The following is a 22,727-nucleotide window of genomic DNA, read 5'->3' on the forward strand; positions in this document are numbered from 1 at the left end:
GTTAAACTCGCCGGGTTCCCCATTTCTGCGTTTCCCCCCGCAATTCCGCCATGTCACAGTACGTTTTCACCATGAACCGCGTGGGCAAGATCGTTCCGCCCAAGCGTCAGATCCTCAAGGACATCTCACTGTCGTTCTTCCCGGGCGCCAAGATCGGCGTGCTGGGCCTGAACGGCTCCGGCAAGTCGACCGTGCTCAAGATCATGGCCGGCCTCGACAAGGACATCGAAGGCGAAGCCACGCCGATGCCCAACCTAAACATCGGTTACTTGCCGCAGGAGCCGCAGCTCGATCCCGCCAAGACCGTGCGTGAAGAGGTCGAGAGCGGCCTGGGCGAAGTGATGGATGCGCAAAAGCAGCTCGAAGCGATCTACGCAGCGTATGCCGAGGAAGGCGCCGACTTCGACAAGCTGGCCGAAGAGCAGGCGCGCCTGGAAGCCATCATCGCCGCTGGTGCCGGCGACAACGTCGAGCTGCAGCTGGAAATTGCCGCCGATGCACTGCGCCTGCCGCCGTGGGACGCCAAGATCGAGCACCTCTCGGGCGGTGAAAAGCGTCGTGTCGCGCTATGCAAGCTGCTGCTCTCGCGCCCCGATATGCTGCTGCTCGACGAGCCGACCAACCACTTGGATGCTGAATCGGTGGACTGGCTTGAACAGTTCCTCACGCGCTTCCCGGGCACCGTGGTGGCAGTCACTCACGACCGCTACTTCCTCGATAACGCCGCCGAGTGGATTCTCGAACTCGACCGCGGCCACGGTATCCCCTGGAAGGGCAATTACAGCTCGTGGCTCGATCAGAAAGAGACGCGCCTGAAGCAGGAAGAGTCGAGCGAATCGGCCCGCCAGAAGGCGCTGAAGAAAGAGCTGGAGTGGGTGCGCCAGAACCCGAAGGGCCGTCAGGCCAAGTCGAAGGCGCGTTTGGCTCGCTTTGACGAGCTGAACAGCCAGGAATACCAGAAGCGCAACGAAACGCAGGAAATCTTCATTCCGGCGGGCGAGCGTCTGGGCAATGAAGTGATCGAATTCACCAACGTCAGCAAGAGCTATGGCGATCGCTTGCTGATCGACAACCTGAGCTTCACGATTCCGCCGGGCGCGATCGTCGGCATCATTGGCCCGAACGGCGCTGGTAAGTCGACGCTGTTCCGCATGATCACGGGCAAGGAGCAGCCGGACTCGGGCACCATCAAGATCGGTCCGACGGTCAAGCTGGCTTACGTTGACCAGAGCCGCGATGCGCTGTCCGCAGACAAGACCGTCTTCGAAGAGATTTCGAACGGCTCCGACATCCTCACGGTGGGCCGGTATGAGACGCCCTCGCGCGCCTACATCGGCCGCTTCAACTTCAAGGGCGGCGATCAGCAGAAGCACGTCGGCACGCTGTCGGGCGGCGAGCGTGGGCGCCTGCATCTGGCCAAGACGCTCATCTCGGGCGGCAACGTGCTGCTGCTGGATGAACCGTCGAACGACCTTGATGTGGAAACGCTGCGTGCGCTGGAAGACGCGTTGCTTGAGTTCGCCGGCTGCGTGATGGTGATTTCGCACGATCGCTGGTTCCTCGATCGTATCGCCACGCACATCATTGCCTTCGAAGGCGATTCGCACGTCGAATTCTTCCCGGGCAACTACCAGGAATACGAAGCCGACAAGAAGAAGCGTCTGGGCGAAGAAGGCGCGAAGCCCAAGCGTATCCGCTACAAGCCCGTTACACGTTAAGCGAGGACGCGCGGGTCTTTCGGCCCGCGTTCCCGCTTACGGTGACCGGTCTGCCTCAACCGGCGCAGGCGCGTCGAGGTTGCTGTCAAACTCGACGCGTTTGTGCGAGCCATCACAGAACGGCTTGTTCAGCGAGTGCCCGCAGCGGCACAGCCACGCCTGCCCTTCCTCCACCGGCAATTCGCGTCCGCCCTGGGTGACGATCCGGAAGCTTCCCTTGATGTGACACGGCCCGTTGTTGCGGACCGTGATGACGACATCGTCGGCCATGTCGACCTCCTCAGAAGAGGATGCCCTGCATGCGATACGCGAAGTGGGCGGGCTTGGCGTCGCGCATCAAGGCCATGAACTGATCCATGTCCATGTGCACGACGTTTTCGTGGTCGCCAGCTTCGAAGTAGACGTCGCCGTGGGTCATCAGGCTGCTGTCGATGTAGGTCGGCATGCCGTAGGCCATGCCCACGGGCGGAACGGCCCCTGCATCGCAGTCCCGGAAGACTTCGCGCAACTCCGATTCATCGGCCAGCGTAAGGTCGAAGCGGCCTGATTCCTTTTGCAACTCGGACAGATGCAGGTGATACGTCGACGGCAACACGGCTGCGACATAGCCAAGCTTGTCTTCGAGCAGTAGCGTCTTGGCCAGACGGTCGCCCGGGACATGCGCAGATTGGGCGGTTTCCGTGCTTGTGTGGGTATGCGGATGGCGAATCACCTCGTACATGCAGCCCTTGCTGCGCAGGCAGCCGTCGAGGGTGCTGGAGATCGACATGGCGTCCTCCCGTGTGCTGTGCGGCCGGCGGCGGGATTGCAGTGGCCGCTACGTCAGCATAGGTCGGTTTGCGGATTGTGCAGGCAGTCGAGCGTACAAAAGCAACGGGCCGCTCGATTGAGCGGCCCGTGTGCCGATGCGGCTTGTGGTTTGCCTTAAACGTCAGGCATTAGCGGTCCCAACCGCGGTGCCAGCCGTTATCGTGGCGCCATTCGCGTTCGCGCCATTCGTGACGACGCCATTCGCGCTCACGCCAGTAGTCGCGGTCGCGGTAGTAGCCACCATAGACTACGGGAGCCGGGGCATAGACCGGGGCAGGGCGATACACCACCGGAGGCGGTGCATAGACAGGTGCAGGGGCTACATATACCGGCGCGGGCACGCCGATCGATACGCCGACGTCCACATGCGCCAGCGCCGCCGTCGAGGCGCACAGCGCGGCCCCACCCAGAACGAATGCGAGCAGTGTGCGTTTCATGATGCTTCTCCTTACGGTTGCGAGGCCGGGGCCGAGGTGCCGTCGACTTCGTATATCAAGTTCGTGAAGCCATTCTATGAACCGCCGGGCGCTTCAGGTGATACGCAAATCCTACGGATGTAACGGAAAGTAAAGCGCCCCACCGGCAAAACGCTGGTGGGGCGCGGGATGGCGCAGGGCAGAATCGTTCAGCCTTGTGCAGGCTCCCAGGCCGCACGCTGTTCAGGTGACGACCACACCGCCAGGTGCAGCGCCGACAGCGAGAACGGGTCCGACAGCAACACCAGCTTCTGCTTACCCGTGAGCTTGTCGGGGCCGACTTCCAGTGCGTGACGCACATGTGCTTCCCGCACAGCAATCAGGCGCCGGTCGTGCGGAAAGCGCGCGGTGCCGATCGCGCACATCAGCGCGTTGGTGACGGGGTCGACCACGGCCTGACGGAAGTCGGGCATCGGCGGCGCATTGCGCAGGTGCTTGCGCGTGGCGCGGAGTTCGCGCGGCGGGCGCACTTCCTCGGGAATCATGAAGAGGCGCAAGCGCCGCATGCGGCGGCCCAAGCTCACACGGCTGGAGAACACGGACAGCGGAATCGACACGATCAGCGCGCCCACGACTGGCGAAAGCCACCAGAGGAAGCTCGGGTTCAGCCAATACACGATCGCAGCCCAGACAATGCCGATCACGGTGTGGAGGCCGTGGCGGCGGACGGCGTCGCCCCAATGTGTTTGCGCGTCTTCGCGCGGCGGCGATTTCCAGTGCACCTTCCAGCCGAGGAACGCGGCCGTCACGAAGCGCGTGTGGAACAGCATGCGCACCGGCGCGGCCAGCACCGAGAACGCCGCCTCAATCGCCATCGACAACGCCAGGTGGATCGCCCCGCCAAAGCGCTTCGGCCCCTGCGCCCACAGCACGAGCACGCTGAGGATCTTGGGCAGGAACAGCACGGTGGCGGTGGCAGAGAATAGCGCTGCGGCTTTTTCCGGATGCCACTCCGGCCAGATCGGGAAGAGCTGGCGGGGCTGCGTGAAGTATTCCGGCGCGATCAGCGTGTGCTTGGCCAGCAGGGCTGTCGACAGGAGCAGGAACAGGAACCACAGCGGCGCCGACAGATACGCCATCACCCCGGTGATGAACACCGCGCGGTGCACACGGTGGAAGCCCGGCGCACCAAACAGACGGAAGTTCATCAGGTTGCCGTGGCACCAGCGGCGGTCGCGGCCCAGCTCGTCGAGCAGGTTGGGCGGCATTTCTTCGTAGCTGCCGTCCAGGTCGTAGGCGATCCACACGGCCCAGCCGGCGCGGCGCATCAGCGCGGCCTCGACAAAGTCGTGCGACATGATCTCGCCCGAGAGCGAACCTTTGCCCGGAATCGGCGCCAGCGCACAGTGCTTGATGAATGGGTCCAGCCGGATGATGGCGTTGTGGCCCCAGTAGTGCGATTCGCCGAGTTGCCAGTAGTGCAGGCCGGCGGTGAACAGCGGCCCGTACACGCGCGTGGCGAACTGCTGGATACGCGCATATAGCGTGTCGCGGCCGGCCGCGCGCGGGGCGGTCTGGATGATGCCCGCGCTGGGCGCACCTTCCATCAACTGCACGAGGCGCGTCAGGCAATCGCCGCTCATCACGCTGTCGGCGTCGAGCACGATCATGTAGCGGTATTTGCCGCCCCAGCGCCGGCAAAAATCGTCGATGTTGCCGCTCTTGCGCTTCACGCGGTGGCGGCGCCAGCGGTAGAAGATGCGGCCGAAACCATCGAGCGCGCGGCAGATGTGCAGCCAGGCATCGGCTTCTGCCGTGCGGATGTCCGGGTCGCCGGAGTCCGACAGCACGAAGAAGTCGAAGTGCTCCAGATGTCCCGTGCGCTGCAACGATTCGTACGTCGCGCGCAGCCCGGCGAAGACGCGCTGCACATCTTCGTTGCAGATCGGCATGACGATGGCCGTGCGTGCATCGTCGGGAATCGTGGCGTCGGGCGTGGCGCGGCGCGAGATGACGAAGCGGTCGCCGTGGAAGGCCAGCAGCAGGAAGCCCGTGATGGCCGTCCAGAAGCCCGCCGATACCCAGCAGAACAGCACCGCAAACAGGACGATGATGATGGCTTCGAGCCAGTCGGCACCGTGATACGGCAGCACCGTGCTCATCGCCCAGGTGGCGGCGACGGTCTGCGCGATCATCAGCGCGAGCAGCGTCAGGCGGCGGCGTGCGCCGACGAAGCGCCAGATGCCTTTCGGGTCCGGCGAGTCGGGCGCTTCATACGGCACCGGCTTCTTGCCGCCATGCATCCAGCGGTCGATGGCCTTGCGCGTGCGCCAGATCGGGCCGAGCACCCATGGCCACGGCACCATCGAACGGCGCGCGGGCGTGGGGCCGGTATCCAGGTGGATACGGCCCTGGCTGTCGTGCTCAACGGGTGGCGCAGGTTGGGCGGAGGGCTCCGTCGATGCGGCATCGGCGCGCGTGGCGCCATACGCAGCATCCAGGCGCGAGCCTACGGACGCGTAAGCCGGCGCGTCGGCGTCGAGCGACGTCGTCTGTGCGGGGTCGAGCGTGGCCAGTGCGCGATGCAGCTTCGCGAGCGCTGCTGCATCGTCGTCGCCCGCTGTGATGCCCGCGGTGCGCAGCAGCGTAGCGCGCGCCTCGGCCGCCAGCGGCAGCGCCTCTAGGTAATGGTCGGCCACAGACTGCGCTGTGGCAGGGCTGGTGGAGGGGGCAGTGCCAGCGGCACCGCCGGTCTGGGCTGTCGTCACGTTCAGCCCGGAGGTAACAGGTAGCTCCACGTCTCAGAGAGTCCGGTGCCGCCGCTGCGCAGGTAGCCGCGCATTTCGACGGGTTTATCGTCATCGACCCGCTTGAGGCGCACGGTCACGCGCCATCCGCCGGTCGCGGTGTTGGGTTGGCCGAAGATCGATTCGATCTTGCCGTTGGCATCTGCCGAGAACACCGGCTCAACCGGTGCATTGGGCGGAAGCTTTGCCAGCGCGGGGCCTTCGAAGTCGACCACAAAGGCGATCGTATCGTCGGGCTTGCGCTCGTCCGGGCGCTTGGTCGTCCAGCCGTGCGAGCGGCGCGTCTGCGTAACCCATGCCAGCGCCGGCTTCTTGTCGGCGTCTTTCTGCCACAGCAGGCGGTATTCAAGATTGAACGGCTGATGCGGCTTGGGCGGGTTTTCAGGCACCCAGTAGGCGACCACGTTGTCGTTCGTCTCGTCCGGCGTCGGAATCTGCACAAGCTCCACGCGGCCCGCGCCCCATTTGCCGACGGGCTCGACCCACGCGCTCGGGCGCAGTTCGTAGCGGTCGCCGATTTCCTGGTAGCTGGAGAACGCGCGGTCACGCTGCATCAGGCCGAAGCCGCCCGGGTTGGTCGTCCCGAACGAGCTGACCAGCAGGCGCTTGGGGTTCGTCAGCGGGCGCCAGATCCATTCACCCGTACCAGAAAGCACCGACAGGCCGTCGGAGTCGTGCACCTCGGGGCGGAAATCCAGCGCAGGCGCCGGTTGGTTCTCGCCAAAGAAGAACATGCTGGTGAGCGGCGCGATGGCCAGCTTGCTCACGTTCTCGCGCATGTATAGCTGCGCCTTCACCTCGACCGCCGTGTCGCTGCCCGGCTTGATGACAAAGCGGTAGGCACCCGTGGCGCGGCGCGAGTTGAGCAACGCGTAGATCGTCAGCTCTTTCGCATTGGCGGCCGGCCGTTCGATCCAGAAATCGGTGAAGCGGGGGAATTCCTCGCCCGAATTGAGCGCAGTGTCGATGGCCAGCCCGCGCGCGGACAGGCCGTAGACCTGCCCCTTGCCGATGCCGCGGAAGTACGACGCGCCCAGAAACACGATGACCTCGTCCTTGTACTTGGGCGTGTTCATCGGGTAATGCACGCGGAAGCCGGCGAAGCCGAGCTTCTGCAACTGCTTCGGGTCGAGCTTGACCGGGCCGTAGTCGAACAGGCGTGGATCAAAGCGGATTTCGCGCACGCCGGCGGGCGACACTTCGTTGATCTTCACGGGCTGGTCGTAGTACGAACCCTCGTGGAAGAAACCGAGTTCGAACGGCAGCTTGTCGCGGCGCCAGTAAGCCTGGTCGGACTTGAAGCGGATTTCGCGGTACTGGTCGTAGCGCAGCTCGCGCAATTCGCGGGGCAGGGTGTCGGCGGGCGCCTGGTACGGTTTGGAGGCCAGTTGCTTGGCGCGTGTGGCCACATCGTTGAAACCGAAGGCCAGCGCAGCGTGCGCCGAAGCCAGCGCCAGCAGGCCAACGGCCAGCCGTGCATAGCTGGCTACCGAACGGGTGCGTGCCGCGCGAGCGGCCCCCGGCGTGCGGGAGGAAACAGCGGAGGGAATGTTCAAAATGAGATCGCGTCTATGCGGCGGGCCGAGGAACGTGACGCTTCGGTCCTGCCGGTCATTCGTCTGTGCCGCCGAGATTTTACCCGCCGTACCTTTGCGAGATCAAAACCGGCAACATTTTGATAATGTTTCTGGCCGCATCGGGCCGACATCCGCGTCAAATGGCGTGTAATCAGGCGGTCTGTGGCGGGCCAACCATTCGGTTGAGGGGAACGCACACCGCCGGCCGGCAGTCAGAACCGCTTTGCCGTGTGCCGGGATTCCCGCGTGGCACACTCTCGGCTCTTTCCTCCATGGAGTTCGCATGACCTGCTGGACGCGACGCGCCACGGCAACTGCCGCGCTTGCCCTTTCGACCTCGTTGCTCGCGCCCGTGGCGTTTGCAGCACCCGCAGCCAAGGCGGCTCCCAAGTCTGCAGCGCCCGCCAAGGCTGTGCGCGATCCCGGCGACGTGGCGGTGCTGCTCGATGCCTTCCCGCTCGGCAAGCCGCTGCGCAAGCTGCCTTCGTGCGAAGACGTACGCGCGAATGGTGGCAAGGATGTCGCCGAATACTGCTCCGATGCGCTTGAATCGCATGGCCGAACGCGCTCGCTTGGCGTGCCGCAGGCATTGCGCCCCGAGTTGATGGATGGGCCGCAGGCCGTGCTCCTGATTGACCAAGATGGCAACATCGCCGGCATGTTCGTGCCGACGCGCGGCGTGGATACCGAACAGCGCGTCTTCCAGGCCCTGTCCGATCGTTACGGCAAGCCTGCGCAGGAAGGTAAGGCCCCGCTCAAGCTGAAGTCTGGCAAGACGGTCGATTCGCTGCGCGCACGCTGGGCAGGCCATCAGACCATCATCACGATGTACGCGATTCCCGAAGAGCCGCAGAACGGCACGGTGGAATTCCTTTGGGCACCGCGCGCCGGGGCGGTCATGGACCAGATGCGTGCAGAAGTCGATCCGAACGCACCCAAGCCGGCTGCTGCGTCTGGCGTGGCGGCTTCAGCGCCCGCCGCAACGGCCAAGCCCTCTTCAGGCAAGCCGACGCCTAAGCAGTGAACTTACGGACACATGTTCGTAGTTTTCGGTTACACCGCTTACACCCGCATGACGCCGACGCCGCTCGCGTCGGCTTATAACGTCCACATGGCTCCACTAGCGGGGCCGAAGGACGCTAATCATGAAAATCGTGGCTCTGGCCTTGTTGGCCGCGACGCTTGGGGGGTGTGCGGTGTATCCGGCACCGGTGGCCGTGGCCCCTGCGCCGGTCTATGTCGCACCGGCTTATCCGGCCTATTACGGCGGATATTGGGGTGGACCGTCGGTGTACTTCAATTACCACCACCGCTGATCGGCAGTTGGCTGATCTGCGCCTAGTCCGTTGAACGCAAGCCCGGCCAGCCCGGCGCCAACGTCTGCGGCAAGCCAAGCAGGTCCAGCACGCGGCCGACTGTGTGGTCGACCAAGTCGTCGATCGTCTTGGGGCGCTGGTAAAAGCCCGGTACGGGCGGGAACACGATTCCGCCCATCTCGGTGACGGCCGTCATGTTGCGCAGATGCGCCAGATTCAACGGCGTTTCGCGCACCATCAGGATCAGACGGCGGCGCTCCTTGAGCGTGACGTCGGCAGCGCGGGCGATGAGGTTGTCCGACAGGCCGTGCGCAACGGCCGCCAGCGTCTTCATCGAGCAGGGCGCCACCACCATCGCTTCGGCAGCAAAGGAACCGCTCGCGATGGTCGCGCCGATATCGCGCACGTTATGCACGACGTGCGCCAGCGCTTCCACTTCTTCGCGTGCCATGTGCAGCTCGTGCTGCACATTCATCAGCCCTGCGGGCGACATCAGCAGGTGCGATTCCACCCCCGCTGATTCCCGCAGGTCCTGCAGAACCTGCAGCAGCCGCACACCGTAGATTGCCCCCGACGCCCCCGTGATCGCCACGATGATGCGGCGTACAGGTGGCGTTTGAGCGGCGGCGTTCGGGGTTGAAGTCACGCTGAAACGAGAGCGGAGCTCAAGCAGCCAGCAGCGGCTGCAGTTCGCCGCTCTGGTACATCTCCATCATGATGTCCGAGCCACCGATGAATTCGCCCTTGATGTAGAGCTGCGGAATGGTCGGCCAGTTGGCGTAGTCTTTGATGCCCTGGCGGATTTCGTCGTCTTCCAGCACGTTCACGGTATGCGGCCGGTCCACGCCGCAGGCCTTCAGGATTTGGATAGCGCGGCCCGAAAAGCCGCACATCGGGAATTGCGCCGTGCCCTTCATGAAGAGGACGACGGGGTGGCCTTTGACGATCTGGTCGATCTTTTCGTGCGTGGTGCTCATGGGGAGACTCGATTTGGTGAGGGGCGGCAGCTGGGTTTCCGGGTTGCCATCCACATTGGAAAACCCGTCTATTTTAGCGAGGAACGCGTACTGGCGTTTTGATCCGGCCATTGCCCGCCGCTGCAGCGGTCGTGGCCGGCGAGGTCTTGCGCGGTGAAAACGTTGGCGAAGCCGGCGCCGTTCAGCAGCGCCCGCACGGGTTCGCCCTGGTCGTAGCCGTGTTCGAGCAGCAGCCAGCCGCCGGAGACAAGCCGCGCAGGCGCGCCTGCGACGATGCTGCGCAGGTGGCGCAGGCCGTCATCGTGGTCGGTGAGGGCGCTGGCGGGTTCGAAGCGCAGGTCTCCCTCGTCGAGGTGCGCGTCGGTGGCGGCGATGTAGGGCGGGTTGCTGGCGATCAGGGCGAAAGCAGGTGGCGCATCGGCATCGGCCAGCGCGCCATACCAGTCGCCCAGCGCAGTCTGGACATTGGTGGCTCCGAGCGCCTTGGCGTTGTCGATTGCCACGGCCAGCGCATCGGCGGACGCATCGGTGGCCCACACGCGCGCGTCGCGTCGCGCCAGCGCGATCGTGATGGCGATGATGCCGCTGCCCGTGCCCATGTCGAGCACGGCTGGCGCATCGCGTTCTTCGAGGCGGTCCAGCGCCTGTTCGACCAGCAATTCGGTATCGGGCCGCGGAATCAGCACGGCTGGCGTCACCTTGAACGTGCGGCCGAAGAATTCACGTTCGCCGAGCAGATAGGCCATCGGCTCGCCGGCCAGGCGCCGCGTCGCAAGTTCGCTGATGTGCGCGCGCGCGGCCACGTCGATGGCGCAGGTGTCTTGCGTGATGAGTTGCACGCGCGACAGGCCCGTCACGTGCGAGACCAGCATGCGTGCTTCCAGGGCAGGCAAGCCGGCACGCGCCAGCGCTGTCAGCGCATCGGCCACGCGAGCCAGGGTTTCGGGCGAAATTACGGCGGAAGACGACACGGCAACAGACCAGCAGCGAAGATCGGGCGCACAAAATAACACGGGCCCGGCCGATGTGGCGCGGGCCCGCGAGCGGGTCGCTGTGGTTAAACAGCGCTTATTGCTTGGTCGCGTCCTTGACCTTGTTGGCCGCTTCCTTCGTGGCGTCAGCGGTCTTGTCGGCTGCAACCTTGGCGGCGTCGGCCGTCTTGTCGGCCGCGGTTTTTGCAGCATCCTTGGCCTGGGCCAGCGCGCCCGAAGCGGAGACCTGCGCATCCGAGGCCGCTTGCGAGAGTTCTACCTTAGCGGCGTCGGCGGCCTTGCTCACGGCGGTGCCGGCGTTGTCGATCGCCTGTTTGGCGGCGTCCTTCGATTGTTCCATCGCGCTCTTGGCGGCCTGGTCGGTGGCGTCGTCTTTCTTGCCGCAGGCGGCCAGACCGAGTGCGAGGGAGGTGGCGACAGTGATGGCCAGCAGTTGGGTACGCATTGCGATTCTCCTAATCGTGATGTTGCCGCGCTTGTTGGTGAGTGCGCGCCGGATGCGACCGGCGATGCACTCGGCGTGATCGAGATCGATTATAGGAACGCGGGGCCGGCGCGCCATCGCGCAAAGCTGTATCAAACGCAAGCGGATGTTACGGACGGTGCGCTTTTTTAACGATTGGGCGCTCAGGCGTCTTCACCCAGCGCTGCAAGCTGCTCGGCTTGGTGCTCAGCGGCCAAGGCACCGACGAGTTCATCGATGTCGCCGTCCATGATCGCGTCGATCTTGTACAGCGTCAGGTTGATGCGGTGATCGGTCACGCGGCCTTGCGGGAAGTTGTACGTGCGGATGCGGTCGGAGCGGTCGCCCGAGCCGATCAGGCTCTTGCGTGCGCTGGCTTCCTTGGCTTGCGCCTCACGCTCCTGGCGATCCTTCAGACGCGCGGCCAGGACTTGCATGGCGCGGTCCTTGTTGCGGTGCTGGCTGCGGTCGTCCTGGCATTCCACCACCAGGCCGGTCGGCAGGTGCGTGATGCGCACGGCCGAATCCGTCTTGTTGATGTGCTGGCCGCCCGCGCCCGACGCGCGGAACGTATCGATGCGCAAATCCGCCGGGTTGATCTGGATGTCGGCCAGCGCGTCGGCCTCGGGCATGACCGCCACGGTGCAGGCCGACGTGTGGATGCGCCCCTGGGCCTCGGTGGCCGGCACGCGCTGCACGCGGTGGCCGCCAGACTCGAACTTCAGGCGCGAGTACGCACCTTCGCCCACCAGCCGCGCGATCACTTCCTTGTAGCCGCCAAGGTCCGACGGCGATTCGCTCACGATCTCGACTTGCCAGCGCTGCCGTTCGGCGTAGCGCGTGTACATGCGCAGCAAGTCGCCGGCAAAGAGCGCGGATTCATCGCCGCCCGTCCCGGCGCGGATTTCCACGAAAATGTTGCGATGGTCGTTCGGGTCTTTGGGCAGCAGCAGGCGCTGCAGCTCGCCTTCGAGAGACTCCATCCGCTCACGCGCGGCGCGAAGTTCGTCTTCGGCAAATGCCTTCATGTCCGGATCGGCCGCCAGTTCCTGTGCGGTGGCGATGTCTTCCTCGGCCTGCTTCCACGCGGCAAATTGCGCGACCACGGGCTCCAGCTCGGCGTGTTCGCGCGTGAGCTTGCGGTATTGGTCGAGGTTGGCGGTGGCGTCTTCACGCGCAAGCAGCGCGTTGATTTCGACGATGCGCTCGGCCAATTGGTCGAGCTTGGACAGCATGCTGGGCTTCATTCGGGCAGTCGCGGAGGGAAACGCTGGAAGCGAGGGCGGCGCATGATACCGCGCCAGAAGTTGCGTGCCGGAGTGAACACAGGCAGCGCGCGTGCGATGCGCTGGCCGCTAGCGCTCGGAGTGGCTGGACTGGCGGAACAACGCCGGCAGCAGGTCGATGAGCTGTTCGCGGCCTTCGCCCTGCGCGTGGTTGAGCGCATGCGTCGGGCCGTGGAGGAATTTCTTGGTCAGCGCCTGCGACAGCGCTTCAAGCACCTGCGCCGGGTCATCGCCGCGCGCGAGCATGCGCTGGGCGCGTTCCAGCTCACCTTGGCGCAGCGTTTCGGCCTGCGCGTGCAGATCCCGGATGACGGGCACCACGCTGCGCGCGTCGAGCCAGTGCATGAAGTTCAGCACGCGTGTTTCGATAATGGCCTCGGCCTGTGCCACGGCAGCCTGCCGCAGCGCGTTGCCCTCGCGCACGATGGCGCCCAGGTCATCCACGGTGTAGAGGAATACGTCGGACAGGCGCGCGACTTCGGGTTCGATGTCGCGCGGCACGGCCAGGTCGACCATGAACATCGGGCGGTGGCGGCGCTGCTTGATGGCGCGCTCCACGGCGCCCAGGCCGATGATGGGCAGCGTGCTGGCGGTGCAGGAGACCACGATGTCGAACTCGGCGAGCTTGGTCGGCAGTTCGGCCAGGCGCACGGCGCGAGCGTTCAGGCCCTGGTTCGACAGCGATTCGGCGAGTTTCTCGCCGCGTTCCAGCGTGCGGTTGGCGATCACCACTTCACGTGGCGTCTGCGCGGCGAAGTGGGTGGCGCACAGCTCGATCATTTCGCCGGCGCCAATGAACAATACGCGCTGATCCGCGATCGATTCGAAGATGCGCTGCGCCAGGCGCACGGCGGCAGCGGCCATCGACACGGAATGCGCGCCGATCTCCGTCGTGCCGCGCACTTCCTTGGCCACTGCAAAGGTGCGCTGGAATAGCTGATTCAGGTATGTGCCCAGGGCGCCCGCCTCGGTGGCGGTGCGCACGGCGTCTTTCATCTGGCCGAGGATCTGCGTTTCACCCAGCACCATCGAATCGAGCCCGCTGGCAACGCGAAACGCGTGACGTACCGCCAGCGACTGGCCGAGCGAATACACATGGGGCGCGAGTTCGCCGGCGTCGATGTTGTGGTGCTGTGCCAGCCAGCGAATCGCATGCTCGTGCGCGGTCTGCTCGGGCAGGTTGCCGTCGGTTGCGCAGTAGATTTCAGTGCGATTGCAGGTGGAAAGGATGGCCGCTTCGGCCGTGCTTCTGAGGTGCGGTAGGTGCTGGCGCAGCGTCCCCAGCGCGGGCTTGAGCTGCTCGAGCGGAAACGCCACCTTCTCGCGCAGGGAAAGCGGCGCAGTGTGGTGGTTGATTCCGAGCGTCAGCAACTGCATGTGGGGCGGCCGGTTAAAAGGGACGGCACGAATTTTGAGTACTCCGGATTATAACGCCCGCCCCCCAGATGAGCAGGACGCAGGTCAAATCTGGTGGCATGTGTGACTGAATGTCGATTATTCGTCACGTGCTGCGCGCTGTGCTGCCGTGGCCTTCTGCGGCGTCCTGCGCTAAGGTACGCGTCCAGTTGAATCGCTCAAGGGCAATACGGAGAACAGGCATGGGGTGGATCGGGCCGCTGTGGATCGGGCTGGCGGTGGGCGTGGCTGCGCGCTGGCTGCATCCTGCAGGCAAGCGCTTGGGCTGGTTGGCTGCGCTCGTGACGGGCGGGCTCGGCGCGTTGTTCGGTTACTACAGCGGCCAGTTTGCCCACCTGTATGCCGATGGGCAAATCATGGCGTGGACGAGCGCCGTGGTGGGCGCCATGCTGCTGCCTGCCGCCTGGGGCCTGCTGCGCCGCTAGATCAAGTGTCCTGCGGCATTCTGGCGCGTTTCAGCCCGCGCCCACGTCGGCGGCGCGCGCATCGCGTGCGGCCAGATATCCGGCCATCAGCGTTTCCAGCCGCTTGAAGTCCACCGGTTTGGTCAGGTGATCGGTAAAGCCCGCCTCCTGGCAGCGGGCGATGTCTTCTTCCATGCCATAGCCCGTAATCGCGATTGATGGTGCGGCTTGCCGCTCCGCAAACACGCGCACCACGTCCAGGCCGCTGCCGTCCGGCAGACCAATGTCGCTGATCAGCAGATCGAACGTGCCAGATTCAGCGGCTTGCATGGCCGTGCGGGCACTATTGGCCACGGCGACGCTGTGGCCGAGAATCTCCAGCATTTGCGACATGGCTTCGGCAGTATCGGCGTTGTCTTCGACCAGCAGCACGTGCAGGCCGCGCGTTGGTTGGGCGCGAGGCAAGGGCGGGGAGGGCGGTGTCTCGGGCTGCACCATCTCGGTGGCCAAGGGCAGCGTGAGCGTGAACGTGGCCCCCTCGTGGCGGCCGGCGCTCTCGGCAATCAGCGAGCCTTCATGCTTCTGCACCAGCGCATAGGCAATCGCCAGACCCAGGCCGAGCCCGCCAAAACGCTGCGTGATCGATGCATCGGCCTGTTCGAACGCCGAGAAGATGCGCGGCAGCGCTTCGGGTTCGATGCCGATGCCGTTGTCCTTCACGGACACGGCAACGGCAGAGGGCGACGGGTTCCAGACCCGTACCTCGATGGCGCCGCCTTCGGGCGTAAACTTGACCGCGTTGCGCACAAGGTTCCAGATCACTTGTTGGATGCGCGCGCCGTCGGCGTACAGCCGGCTACGGCCTGCTTCGAAGCGCGTCTTGAGCGACAGCCGCTTGGCCTGCATGTCGTTGCGCGACATCTCCAGCGTGCTCTCCAGCAACGGATACAGGTCGACCAGCGCGAAGCTGACTGCCAGCTTGCCGCGTGCAATGCCGGTGATGTCGAGCAGGTCGTCGATCAGGCGCGCTTCCAGCTCGGCATTGCGGCGCACGACTTCAAGCTGTGCGACTACATACGCCGGCAAATCCTGGCGCAGTTCCAGCAGATGCACGGCGGTCAGGATGGGCGTGAGCGGCGTGCGCAGTTCGTGCGAGAGCACGGCCAGGAAGTGGTCCTTGGCGTGGTTGGCGGTCTCGGCTTCTTCCTTGGCACGGCGCAGGGCGTCGGCCGCGATGCGCTCTTCGGTGGAGTCGCGGATGATCTTGGAGAAGCCGACCAGTTGCCCGGTCTCGTTGTGGATGGCGGTGACCACGCTTGATGCGTAAAACGGCGTGCCGTCCTTGCGCAACATCCAGCGGTCGTCGGTGAGGCTGCCTTCGCGGCGCGCGCGTTCGAGCTTGCGCTGGAATTCACCGGCCTCGCGCGCAGCCTGCGGATACAGAATCTCGGCCGACTTGCCGAGGATGTCCTCGCGCGCATAGCCGAGAATGCTGCGCGATGCCGCGTTCCAGGTGCGCACGATGCCCTGCGGGTCTAGCGAGAGCACGGCGTGCTCCTTGAGCGCGTTGATCAGCAGGCGAAAGTGCGTTTCCGCTTCCCGCAGGGCCGCTTCGGCAGCGATGCGCTGGCGGCGTTCGGCGGCTTCGGCCAGCGCGCGCAACAGCACCACGGGCAGGCGCTGCAGGCGCTGCTTGATGACGTAATCGGTGGCGCCGCGCTTGAGCATGTCCACCGCATGTTCCTCGCCCAGCGCACCCGATACGAAGATAAATGGCGTTTGCGGCGCCATGCGGCGCGCAATGTCCAGCGCCTCCGCCCCCGTGAATTGCGGCAGCATGTAGTCGGCCAGGATGGCGTCGAAGGTCCGTGCGCTGAGCTGGGCGACGAAGTCGGTCTCGTTGTCGACCAGCGTGGTGTCGGCCTGCAGGTTGGCGGTTTCCAGTCGCGCGCGCGTCAGTTCTGCGTCGAGCGGATTGTCTTCGACCAGCAGCAGTTGCAGATTGGGCATGGGGGCGATTGCTCCGGAGGGGGCGGCTAGCTCGCCGGCAGCAACGTACGGCGTGCCCGGGTGGAGCCAGGCGGCGGTTCGTTGAGCACTGCCCAGAATACCCCCAGATCGGCAATCGCATCGACAAACGCGCGGAATTCCACCGGTTTGACCACATAGGCGTTGACGCCCAGCTCGTAGCTGCGCAAGAGGTCGGTTTCTTCTCTCGACGAGGTGAGCATGACCACCGGCAGGCTCTTGAGCACGGGCGTGGCGCGAATCTCGGCCAGCACTTCCAGGCCGTCGACCTTCGGCAGCTTCAAGTCGAGCAACACCACAGCCGGGTTGCCCGGCACGCGTTGCGCGTAAAGGTTGCGTGCGTGCAGGTAATCCAGTGCCTCGGCGCCATCGCGCGTGACGACCACATCGTTGGCGAGTTGGCTACGCTCCAGCGCCAGCAGGGTCAGCTCGAGGTCGTTTGGGTTGTCTTCGACGAGCAGGATGGGTTTAAGCATGGTGACAATGAACGTGGAAAGAACGATCAGGTATCGCGAGTCGCGGGTGTGTGCAGGCCCGTTCTGGATGCCGCCTGCGGGTCGGGCGTGCGCGGCAGCGCGAAGTAGAACGTTGCGCCGCGATTGAGCTCGCCCTCGGCCCAGGTGCGGCCGCCATGGCGATCGATGATGCGCCGCACATTGGCCAGGCCGATGCCGGTCCCCTCGAATTCGTCCATGCGATGCAGCCGCTGGAACACGCCGAACAGCTTGGCCACGTATTCCATCGAGAATCCCACGCCGTTGTCGGCAACGCGCACGATGGTTTCGGCGTCGGTCTGTTCGGCGTCGATATGGATGCGCGCCGGATCACGGTCACGCGTGTATTTGACGGCGTTGGAGAGCAGATTGCGCATCGCCAGTTGCAGGAATGTCGGGTCGGCGCGCACCACCGGCAGCGCGGCGATGTTCCATTCGATATGGCGACGCCCTTGGTCAATCGTCAGGTCGCGGACGATGCCGCGTACGAGTTGCGCGAGGTCGACATCGGTCAGGTGGAGCGCGCCGCGCCCCATCTGCGAGAAGGTCAGCAGGTCGTCGACGAGCTTGCCCGCAAAGCGCGACGACTCCGAGATCGTTTGCAGAAAATGCCGCCCGCGCGCCGAGACGTGCTCACCCTCCATCTCGTCGAGCAATTCCGCATAGCCGGCAATGTGGCGCAGCGGCGCGCGCAAGTCATGCGAAACGGAATACGAGAACGCTTCCAGCTCGTGATTGGCGCGGCGCAACTCGCTGGTCAACTCCGCGGCTTCTTCGGCGCGGCGCAGCACGATGTTGAGCACGGCGTAGCGGAACTCCGCAGCGGTTTCCACTTCGCTCGTACGCCACGGGCGCGATGTGCGTGCGATGTGCTCGTGCCAATAATGCGTGCGTGCGAGCATCTGCCCGGTATCGTGAGCGGTGGCCGGGTCCGGCATGTCGCCCGCCCACCGTACGGTGTGCGGGGTTTCGGGACGGAACCACAGCACGTAGTGGCGATGCAGTTGCGAAACCTGCACAGCAAGCACGCCGCTGGCCTGGGGCAGCAGTTCGGCGCCGTCCGGATAGGCGGCGGCCAGATGGTCGGTGTGGAAGACATCGCCAGGGTGCTCATCGGCCAGCCATTCGGTCAGGCGCAGGATGCTGTCTTCGTCAGGCGCGGCACCGATGCGCACACACTCGCCCTGGCGCACGATGGCGGCGCCGCTGGCCGAGGCAAAGCTCAGCAGATCGGCGGGATGTTCGATCAGACCTTCCTGAAAATGGTCACGATCCGCCATTGCGGCCAGCAGGCGCACCAGGATGCGTCTCAGTTCCAGCCGGTGGGCGATCTCGGCACGGTCTTCCTTCGCTTCGATCTGCAGCGACAGAATTTGCGCGAGGTGTTCGCATGCCGTGCGCACTTCAAACGACAAAGAGCATGGCGTCGCATGGTGGCAGGCGATCAGGCCCCAGAGGTCGCCTCGCACTGTAAGCGCCAGCGTGAGCGAGGCCTTCGCGCCCATGCGGCGCATGGTTTGGCGCTGCGCCTCGGACGCCGCGCGCAGCGCCGCGTACGTCAGATCAGTCGCGCGCCCGGTGTACGGATGCAGCGGCGGCACCAGACCCACCGGCGTATCGTCGACGTCTGCCACGAGACGCAAGGGGTTGTGGCTATACAGGTTGCGGAGTTCGGGCGTCATGCCGGCTCCAGACAGGTGCGTGCCGACCAGCGTGTCATAGGCCTCATCGCGCGCTTCGGCGAGTGCCTGCAAGGAGCCATCGCGGTCAATGCGATAGATCGTGACGCGGCCGAAGTGCGTAAGGCGGCGGACTTCGCGCGCTGCCAGGTCCGTCAGCGCATCGACCGTGCTGACGGCTTGCAGGCTGGCAACGAACGTCCGCACCAGCGGATACATCGATGCAAACGCGCCGTCGGCCGCATGCACCGCGGGTTCCAGCTCCAGGATCAGCGTGCGCTTGTGCCGATGCATCACCGCGTCGAGCGCGTGGCCGTGCGGCGTCTGCAGCGTGCCGATATACAGCGGATGGCCGTCGATGCTGTGTGTGCCCAGGGCGCGCTCCAGCACCTCGCGGCCGGCGGTGCCGATCACACGGTCCACGGGCGCCTGCAGCGCGGTGGCCACTGGCGTACCCAGCGCAGCCTCCAGGTTTTCGCTCACCTGGTGGATGCGTAAATCGGGTTCGGATAGGCATAGCAACACCCCGCGCGACTGGATGGCAGCGTGGCTGCCAATACCGGGCGAGGCATCGACGTCATCAACTACGGACAAGGGCGGAGGCGATTGCGAACTCATGGCGTTGGGCGAGTGCGCCGCCCCGAAGCCTTGGCTGAATGCCGGGCGGGTGCGGCGGGCTGCCCCGGGCGGAAGCGGCCTGCCGGGGTTCAGCGTATCCGCTGTGCGCTACGCAAGCGACGTGCCCGACACGCCAAAACGGCATAGCGGTGCGCCCAATGGAGCACTGAAGCTGCGTTCTCGGCCCTTCCCACAGGTAAAAAAGTGATGCTGGGTCGCTTCAACGTTACAAGGCTGGAAGGGTGGCCGAACTGCCCCGTTGCCCAGGCGTGCAAGCTCGCTTCGCCCATGAAAAAAGCCCCGCAATTGCTGCGGGGCTTTTTCGTTGTGCTTGTGCTGCTCAGACGTTGAACAGGAAGTGCAGCACATCGCCGTCCTTGACGATGTACTCCTTGCCTTCGGCGCGCATCTTGCCGGCTTCCTTGGCACCTTGTTCGCCCTTGAACTGGATGAAATCGTCGTACGAAATGGTCTGCGCGCGGATGAAGCCACGTTCGAAGTCGGTGTGGATGGCCGCGGCAGCGCGCGGGGCCGTGTCGCCGATGTGGATCGTCCAGGCGCGCACTTCCTTCACGCCGGCCGTGAAGTAAGTTTGCAGGCCGAGCAACTTGAAGGCCGCGCGGATCACGCGGTTCAGGCCGGGTTCTTCCATGCCGATGTCGGCCAGGAATTCAGCCTTGTCGGCGTCGTCCAGATCCGCGATTTCGGCTTCGATGGCGGCGCACACGGCCACCACCGGCGAATTCGTCTGCGCAGCGTAGTTGCGCACAGCGTCCAGGTGCGGATTGTTCTCGAAGCCGTCTTCGCGCACGTTGGCAACGTACATGGTCGGCTTGGCGGTGATCAGGCACAGCGGCTTGATGGTTGCCCACTCGTCGTCGGTCAGGTTCAGGCCGCGCACGGGCTTGGCTTCATCCAGAACCTTCTGCGCTTTTTCCAGCACGGCGACCAGCTTGGCGGCTTCCTTGTCGTTGCCCGACTTGGCGGCCTTGGTGTAGCGCTGCAGCGCCTTTTCGACCGTACCCAGGTCAGCGAGGGCCAGTTCGGTATTGATGACTTCGATGTCGGCGATCGGGTCGACCTTGCCGGCGACGTGGATCACGTTTTCATCTTCGAAACAGCGCACCACGTGCGTGATGGCATCCGTCTCGCGGATGTTGGCCAGGAATTGGTTGCCCAGGCCTTCACCCTTGGACGCGCCCGCCACCAGGCCCGCAATGTCGACGAACTCGACCACCGCCGGCAGCACCCGCTCGGGCTTGACGATGTCGGCCAGCGCTTGCAGGCGGGCGTCCGGCACTTCCACCACGCCTACGTTGGGCTCGATCGTGCAGAACGGGTAGTTCTCGGCAGCGATGCCGGCTTTGGTCAGGGCATTGAACAGGGTCGACTTGCCGACGTTCGGCAGACCGACGATGCCGCATTGGAGGCTCATGGTGAAAAAGGCTCTAAATCAAGGGGTTGCGTGACGCGGGGGAGGCGGCAGCACAGTGGAATCCGGGCTGTGCGGGTCGTTCACGGAAAGGCGTGATTGTAACCGCTCCGGATGGGGTCTAGCCCTGCGATGCCGCTTCGGCGCGCTTGCGCTGTGTGCGGCTGGCCAGCACCAGGGCGATGCCGCCGAGGATGGCGGCGGAGGCGGCCGCCAAGCGCGGGGTCAGCGGCTCCGCCAGGAACAGCACCGCGCCGAACGCAGCAATGGGTGGCACCGACAGTTGTACCGCTGCCGCACGGATCGCCGACAGCCCTTTGAGCGCGGCGTACCAGAGCACATAGCCGATGCCTGAAGTGAGCGCGCCGGAGGCGAGCGCGAGCAGGATGCCGGCCGGGCTGGCGCGTGCGCGGCCATACAGCAACAGGCTCAGCGCAAGCGCCATGGGCGCGGCGCGCAAGAAATTGCTGGCAGTGGCAGCCAGCGGATTGTCGAGCCCGCGCCCGCGCAGCGAATACACGCCCCAGGCAACGCCCGCCACCGTCATTAACGCGGCACCCAGCGGCGTCGGCGCTGTCACGCCCGGTGATACGAGATAGACGAGCCCACCTGCCGCCAGCGCAAAACCCGCCCAGCCAAGCGCATCGAACCGTTCGCCGGCACGCAGGCCGGCTGCCAGCATGGTGAGCTGCACGGCGCCAAACAGAATCAGCGCGCCGGTGCCCGCGCTCAACGTCAGATACGCAAACGAGAAGAACGCGACGTAGAGGAACAACATCGTCGCGGCAGCCCAATCAACACGCGCTGGCGCCGCCCGCCCCGCGCTTGCCCGCGCAAGGACGGCCAGCACGACGGCGCCCGACACCAGCCGGATACTGGAAAAGCTCGCCGCGTCGATGGCCGCGTGCTGCAACGCCAGCCGGCACAGCAGCGAGTTCGACGCGAACGCCACCATGGTGATGCTGGTGAGCAGCACCGTGCGCAAGGCGGGGTGCCCGTCGTTCGTCTGGTCCATGTGAGTTCTCATGCGATGGGCGATCGGCGCCCCCGGAGATGCCCGGCTCGAGCAACAGACCGCACGGGCGCGGCGCGATGCCCTCATTCTAGAAGGCGCTTCGGTCAAACAAGGCACTTCCCGGCTGCATGGGCGAGGGGGAGGCGGCGTTACGGGCCCCGTTACGCGTTACGTTCCAGAAACGTAACAACTTCGCTTGAAGCGGCCGTTTTTCGGGTCTGCTACGCCCGCCATCAGATGCCCTCCGTATCCTGCTAGGCCAAGCCGGCAAAGGCTTGAGCGTCGTTTCCGAGCGCGCTGGAGACGGCGGCGGGCCGCCCGGGCATGCCTATTGCACTGGCTTCCCGCAAACAACACGTTTGATTCTGGAGCACAGCATGTCCTGGACCGTCGCCACCGCCGCCCGCCCGATCCATACGGTTTCCGACAGCGCCGGCTTGTTCGCCTGCTACGAGGCCATCGCGAGCCTGTCCGAAGACATGGTGGATGCGGCCGAACGCGGCGATTGGGACGAGGTGAGCTTGCTGGAGCGCGAATGCGCGGCCCACATGGAGCGCCTGGGCCACGGTCTGCGCCCGGCCTTGTCGCACGAAGAAGTGCAACGCAAGCGCGACCTGATGATGCGTATCCTGGCCAACGACGCCCGTGTGCGTGCGCTGGTCTGCCCGCGCCAGGATGAACTGATGCGTCTGGTCAGCGGCGAGCGCCGCGCCATTGGCGCACGTCAGGCGTACGCCGCCGTCTCGTACTACTGAGCGGCAGAGCGGTTCCCGGGCCGGACCCGATTCAGCGGTCGGCCCGCAATTCTCCCCACGACATCAATACCCGCTGGATGCTGCGCGCATAGGCGTCGCGGTGGACAGGCGTTTCCGAGTGGTACGCGCCGATGGCCCGCCAGGTGTTTCCGTGGCGCACCATCTTTTGCTTGAGCAGCCAGGCCGCCACGAACACGTTGACGCAGGCGTCGGTCAGTGCACGGCGCGGCACGCCATAGCGGGCCAGCGTACTGAAGTGGATCGAGTTGATCTGCGCCTGGCCGATGTCGACCGAGCCGTCGGCGTTGCGGTGGATGGCGCCGGCATCGCCCTTCGATTCGAACCACACGATCGCGCGCAGCACAGTCGGATTCACGCCCTGATAGGTGCCGGCCTGCTCGAAGCAATCGCCCGAAGCCGCGTGCACGGCAAAGCTGGAGGCGGCCAGCACAAGCGCCGCGCCAATGCGGCTGCCGGTCAAGCGAAGAGGGCGAGCGAGGTGCATGACGGCTCCGGCGGTTTCT

22 protein-coding genes are annotated in these 22,727 nt (G+C 65.2%); 5 read left to right on the forward strand and 17 right to left on the reverse strand.

All coding sequences use genetic code 11. The features are described from left to right. Nucleotides 1-50: 50 nt before the first annotated feature. Entirely contained in the window at nt 51-1,718 is a 1,668-nt protein-coding gene (ettA, locus tag ACEN9T_RS10575) for an energy-dependent translational throttle protein EttA (RefSeq protein WP_024977805.1), read from the forward strand. 36 nt (nt 1,719-1,754) lie between these two features. Here the strand turns inward: ettA and ACEN9T_RS10580 are convergent, their stop codons facing one another. The 5 genes from ACEN9T_RS10580 to ACEN9T_RS10600 all read right to left on the reverse strand — a co-directional run bounded on the left by ACEN9T_RS10580 (nt 1,755) and on the right by ACEN9T_RS10600 (nt 7,301). After that, nucleotides 1,755-1,988: a CDGSH iron-sulfur domain-containing protein gene (locus ACEN9T_RS10580; protein WP_092975669.1), complete on the reverse strand. Its 234-nt coding sequence runs from the start codon at nt 1,986-1,988 to the stop codon at nt 1,755-1,757. 10 nt (nt 1,989-1,998) lie between these two features. After that, nucleotides 1,999-2,487, reverse strand: a complete 489-nt coding sequence (locus ACEN9T_RS10585) for an aminoacyl-tRNA deacylase (RefSeq protein WP_092975666.1) — start codon at nt 2,485-2,487, stop codon at nt 1,999-2,001. 169 nt (nt 2,488-2,656) lie between these two features. Continuing rightward, nucleotides 2,657-2,965 carry a hypothetical protein gene (locus ACEN9T_RS10590; RefSeq protein ID WP_092975663.1) on the reverse strand — a complete coding sequence of 103 codons (309 nt, stop codon included), beginning with the start codon at nt 2,963-2,965 and terminating at the stop codon, nt 2,657-2,659. 188 nt (nt 2,966-3,153) lie between these two features. Further along, a complete protein-coding gene (mdoH, locus tag ACEN9T_RS10595; protein ID WP_413707697.1) occupies nt 3,154-5,742 on the reverse strand; it encodes a glucans biosynthesis glucosyltransferase MdoH in 2,589 nt (862 codons plus the stop codon). Next, nucleotides 5,715-7,301: a glucan biosynthesis protein G gene (locus tag ACEN9T_RS10600; protein WP_413708440.1), complete on the reverse strand. Its 1,587-nt coding sequence runs from the start codon at nt 7,299-7,301 to the stop codon at nt 5,715-5,717. The genes mdoH and ACEN9T_RS10600 overlap by 28 nt, the downstream gene beginning before the upstream one ends. A gap of 310 nt (nt 7,302-7,611) precedes the next feature. Between ACEN9T_RS10600 and ACEN9T_RS10605 the strand changes: the two genes are divergently transcribed. Continuing rightward, nucleotides 7,612-8,352 carry a hypothetical protein gene (locus tag ACEN9T_RS10605; RefSeq protein ID WP_260774152.1) on the forward strand — a complete coding sequence of 247 codons (741 nt, stop codon included), beginning with the start codon at nt 7,612-7,614 and terminating at the stop codon, nt 8,350-8,352. 121 nt (nt 8,353-8,473) lie between these two features. Then, on the forward strand, nt 8,474-8,644 hold the full coding sequence (locus ACEN9T_RS10610; protein ID WP_175537192.1) for a hypothetical protein: 171 nt from the start codon (nt 8,474-8,476) through the stop codon (nt 8,642-8,644). A 22-nt stretch (nt 8,645-8,666) separates the two neighbouring features. Here the strand turns inward: ACEN9T_RS10610 and ACEN9T_RS10615 are convergent, their stop codons facing one another. The 6 genes from ACEN9T_RS10615 to hemA form a co-directional block, all read right to left on the reverse strand. Continuing rightward, nucleotides 8,667-9,290 (reverse strand): UbiX family flavin prenyltransferase, encoded by a 624-nt coding sequence (locus tag ACEN9T_RS10615; RefSeq protein WP_092975869.1) that lies wholly within the window; start codon nt 9,288-9,290, stop codon nt 8,667-8,669. Nucleotides 9,291-9,309: 19 nt separating this feature from the next. Continuing rightward, nucleotides 9,310-9,621: a Grx4 family monothiol glutaredoxin gene (grxD, locus tag ACEN9T_RS10620; protein WP_009241977.1), complete on the reverse strand. Its 312-nt coding sequence runs from the start codon at nt 9,619-9,621 to the stop codon at nt 9,310-9,312. A 68-nt stretch (nt 9,622-9,689) separates the two neighbouring features. Beyond that, a complete protein-coding gene (gene prmC, locus ACEN9T_RS10625; RefSeq protein ID WP_413707698.1) occupies nt 9,690-10,592 on the reverse strand; it encodes a peptide chain release factor N(5)-glutamine methyltransferase in 903 nt (300 codons plus the stop codon). 97 nt (nt 10,593-10,689) lie between these two features. Then, the gene (locus tag ACEN9T_RS10630) at nt 10,690-11,058 is read right to left on the reverse strand and encodes a hypothetical protein (protein ID WP_092975651.1); all 369 of its coding nucleotides are present in this window, start codon (nt 11,056-11,058) and stop codon (nt 10,690-10,692) included. Nucleotides 11,059-11,240: 182 nt separating this feature from the next. Continuing rightward, the gene (gene prfA, locus ACEN9T_RS10635; RefSeq protein WP_012436504.1) at nt 11,241-12,323 is read right to left on the reverse strand and encodes a peptide chain release factor 1; all 1,083 of its coding nucleotides are present in this window, start codon (nt 12,321-12,323) and stop codon (nt 11,241-11,243) included. A gap of 108 nt (nt 12,324-12,431) precedes the next feature. Beyond that, the gene (hemA, locus tag ACEN9T_RS10640; RefSeq protein ID WP_092975645.1) at nt 12,432-13,739 is read right to left on the reverse strand and encodes a glutamyl-tRNA reductase; all 1,308 of its coding nucleotides are present in this window, start codon (nt 13,737-13,739) and stop codon (nt 12,432-12,434) included. A gap of 221 nt (nt 13,740-13,960) precedes the next feature. Between hemA and ACEN9T_RS10645 the strand changes: the two genes are divergently transcribed. Then, nucleotides 13,961-14,203, forward strand: a complete 243-nt coding sequence (locus tag ACEN9T_RS10645) for a GlsB/YeaQ/YmgE family stress response membrane protein (protein WP_092975642.1) — start codon at nt 13,961-13,963, stop codon at nt 14,201-14,203. A gap of 30 nt (nt 14,204-14,233) precedes the next feature. On the opposite strand, the gene ACEN9T_RS10650 is transcribed toward ACEN9T_RS10645, so the two are convergent. The 5 genes from ACEN9T_RS10650 to ACEN9T_RS10670 all read right to left on the reverse strand — a co-directional run bounded on the left by ACEN9T_RS10650 (nt 14,234) and on the right by ACEN9T_RS10670 (nt 21,448). Next, nucleotides 14,234-16,192, reverse strand: coding sequence for a response regulator (locus tag ACEN9T_RS10650; RefSeq protein WP_413707699.1), 1,959 nt, complete (start codon nt 16,190-16,192; stop codon nt 14,234-14,236). A 26-nt stretch (nt 16,193-16,218) separates the two neighbouring features. Next, on the reverse strand, nt 16,219-16,686 hold the full coding sequence (locus ACEN9T_RS10655) for a response regulator (RefSeq protein WP_009241984.1): 468 nt from the start codon (nt 16,684-16,686) through the stop codon (nt 16,219-16,221). 26 nt (nt 16,687-16,712) lie between these two features. Next, the gene (locus ACEN9T_RS10660) at nt 16,713-19,001 is read right to left on the reverse strand and encodes an ATP-binding protein (protein WP_413707700.1); all 2,289 of its coding nucleotides are present in this window, start codon (nt 18,999-19,001) and stop codon (nt 16,713-16,715) included. Between the two features lie 340 nt (nt 19,002-19,341). Then, the gene (gene ychF / locus ACEN9T_RS10665) at nt 19,342-20,436 is read right to left on the reverse strand and encodes a redox-regulated ATPase YchF (RefSeq protein WP_252694972.1); all 1,095 of its coding nucleotides are present in this window, start codon (nt 20,434-20,436) and stop codon (nt 19,342-19,344) included. Between the two features lie 118 nt (nt 20,437-20,554). Next, the gene (locus ACEN9T_RS10670) at nt 20,555-21,448 is read right to left on the reverse strand and encodes a DMT family transporter (RefSeq protein WP_413707701.1); all 894 of its coding nucleotides are present in this window, start codon (nt 21,446-21,448) and stop codon (nt 20,555-20,557) included. 377 nt (nt 21,449-21,825) lie between these two features. Between ACEN9T_RS10670 and ACEN9T_RS10675 the strand changes: the two genes are divergently transcribed. Beyond that, entirely contained in the window at nt 21,826-22,203 is a 378-nt protein-coding gene (locus tag ACEN9T_RS10675) for a flagellar protein FliT (protein WP_092975627.1), read from the forward strand. Between the two features lie 31 nt (nt 22,204-22,234). On the opposite strand, the gene ACEN9T_RS10680 is transcribed toward ACEN9T_RS10675, so the two are convergent. Further along, nucleotides 22,235-22,708: a lytic transglycosylase domain-containing protein gene (locus tag ACEN9T_RS10680; RefSeq protein ID WP_092975624.1), complete on the reverse strand. Its 474-nt coding sequence runs from the start codon at nt 22,706-22,708 to the stop codon at nt 22,235-22,237. Nucleotides 22,709-22,727: the final 19 nt, after the last annotated feature.

The organism is Ralstonia sp. Ralssp110 (assembly GCF_047325135.1).
GTDB classification, from domain to species: domain Bacteria; phylum Pseudomonadota; class Gammaproteobacteria; order Burkholderiales; family Burkholderiaceae; genus Ralstonia; species Ralstonia mojiangensis.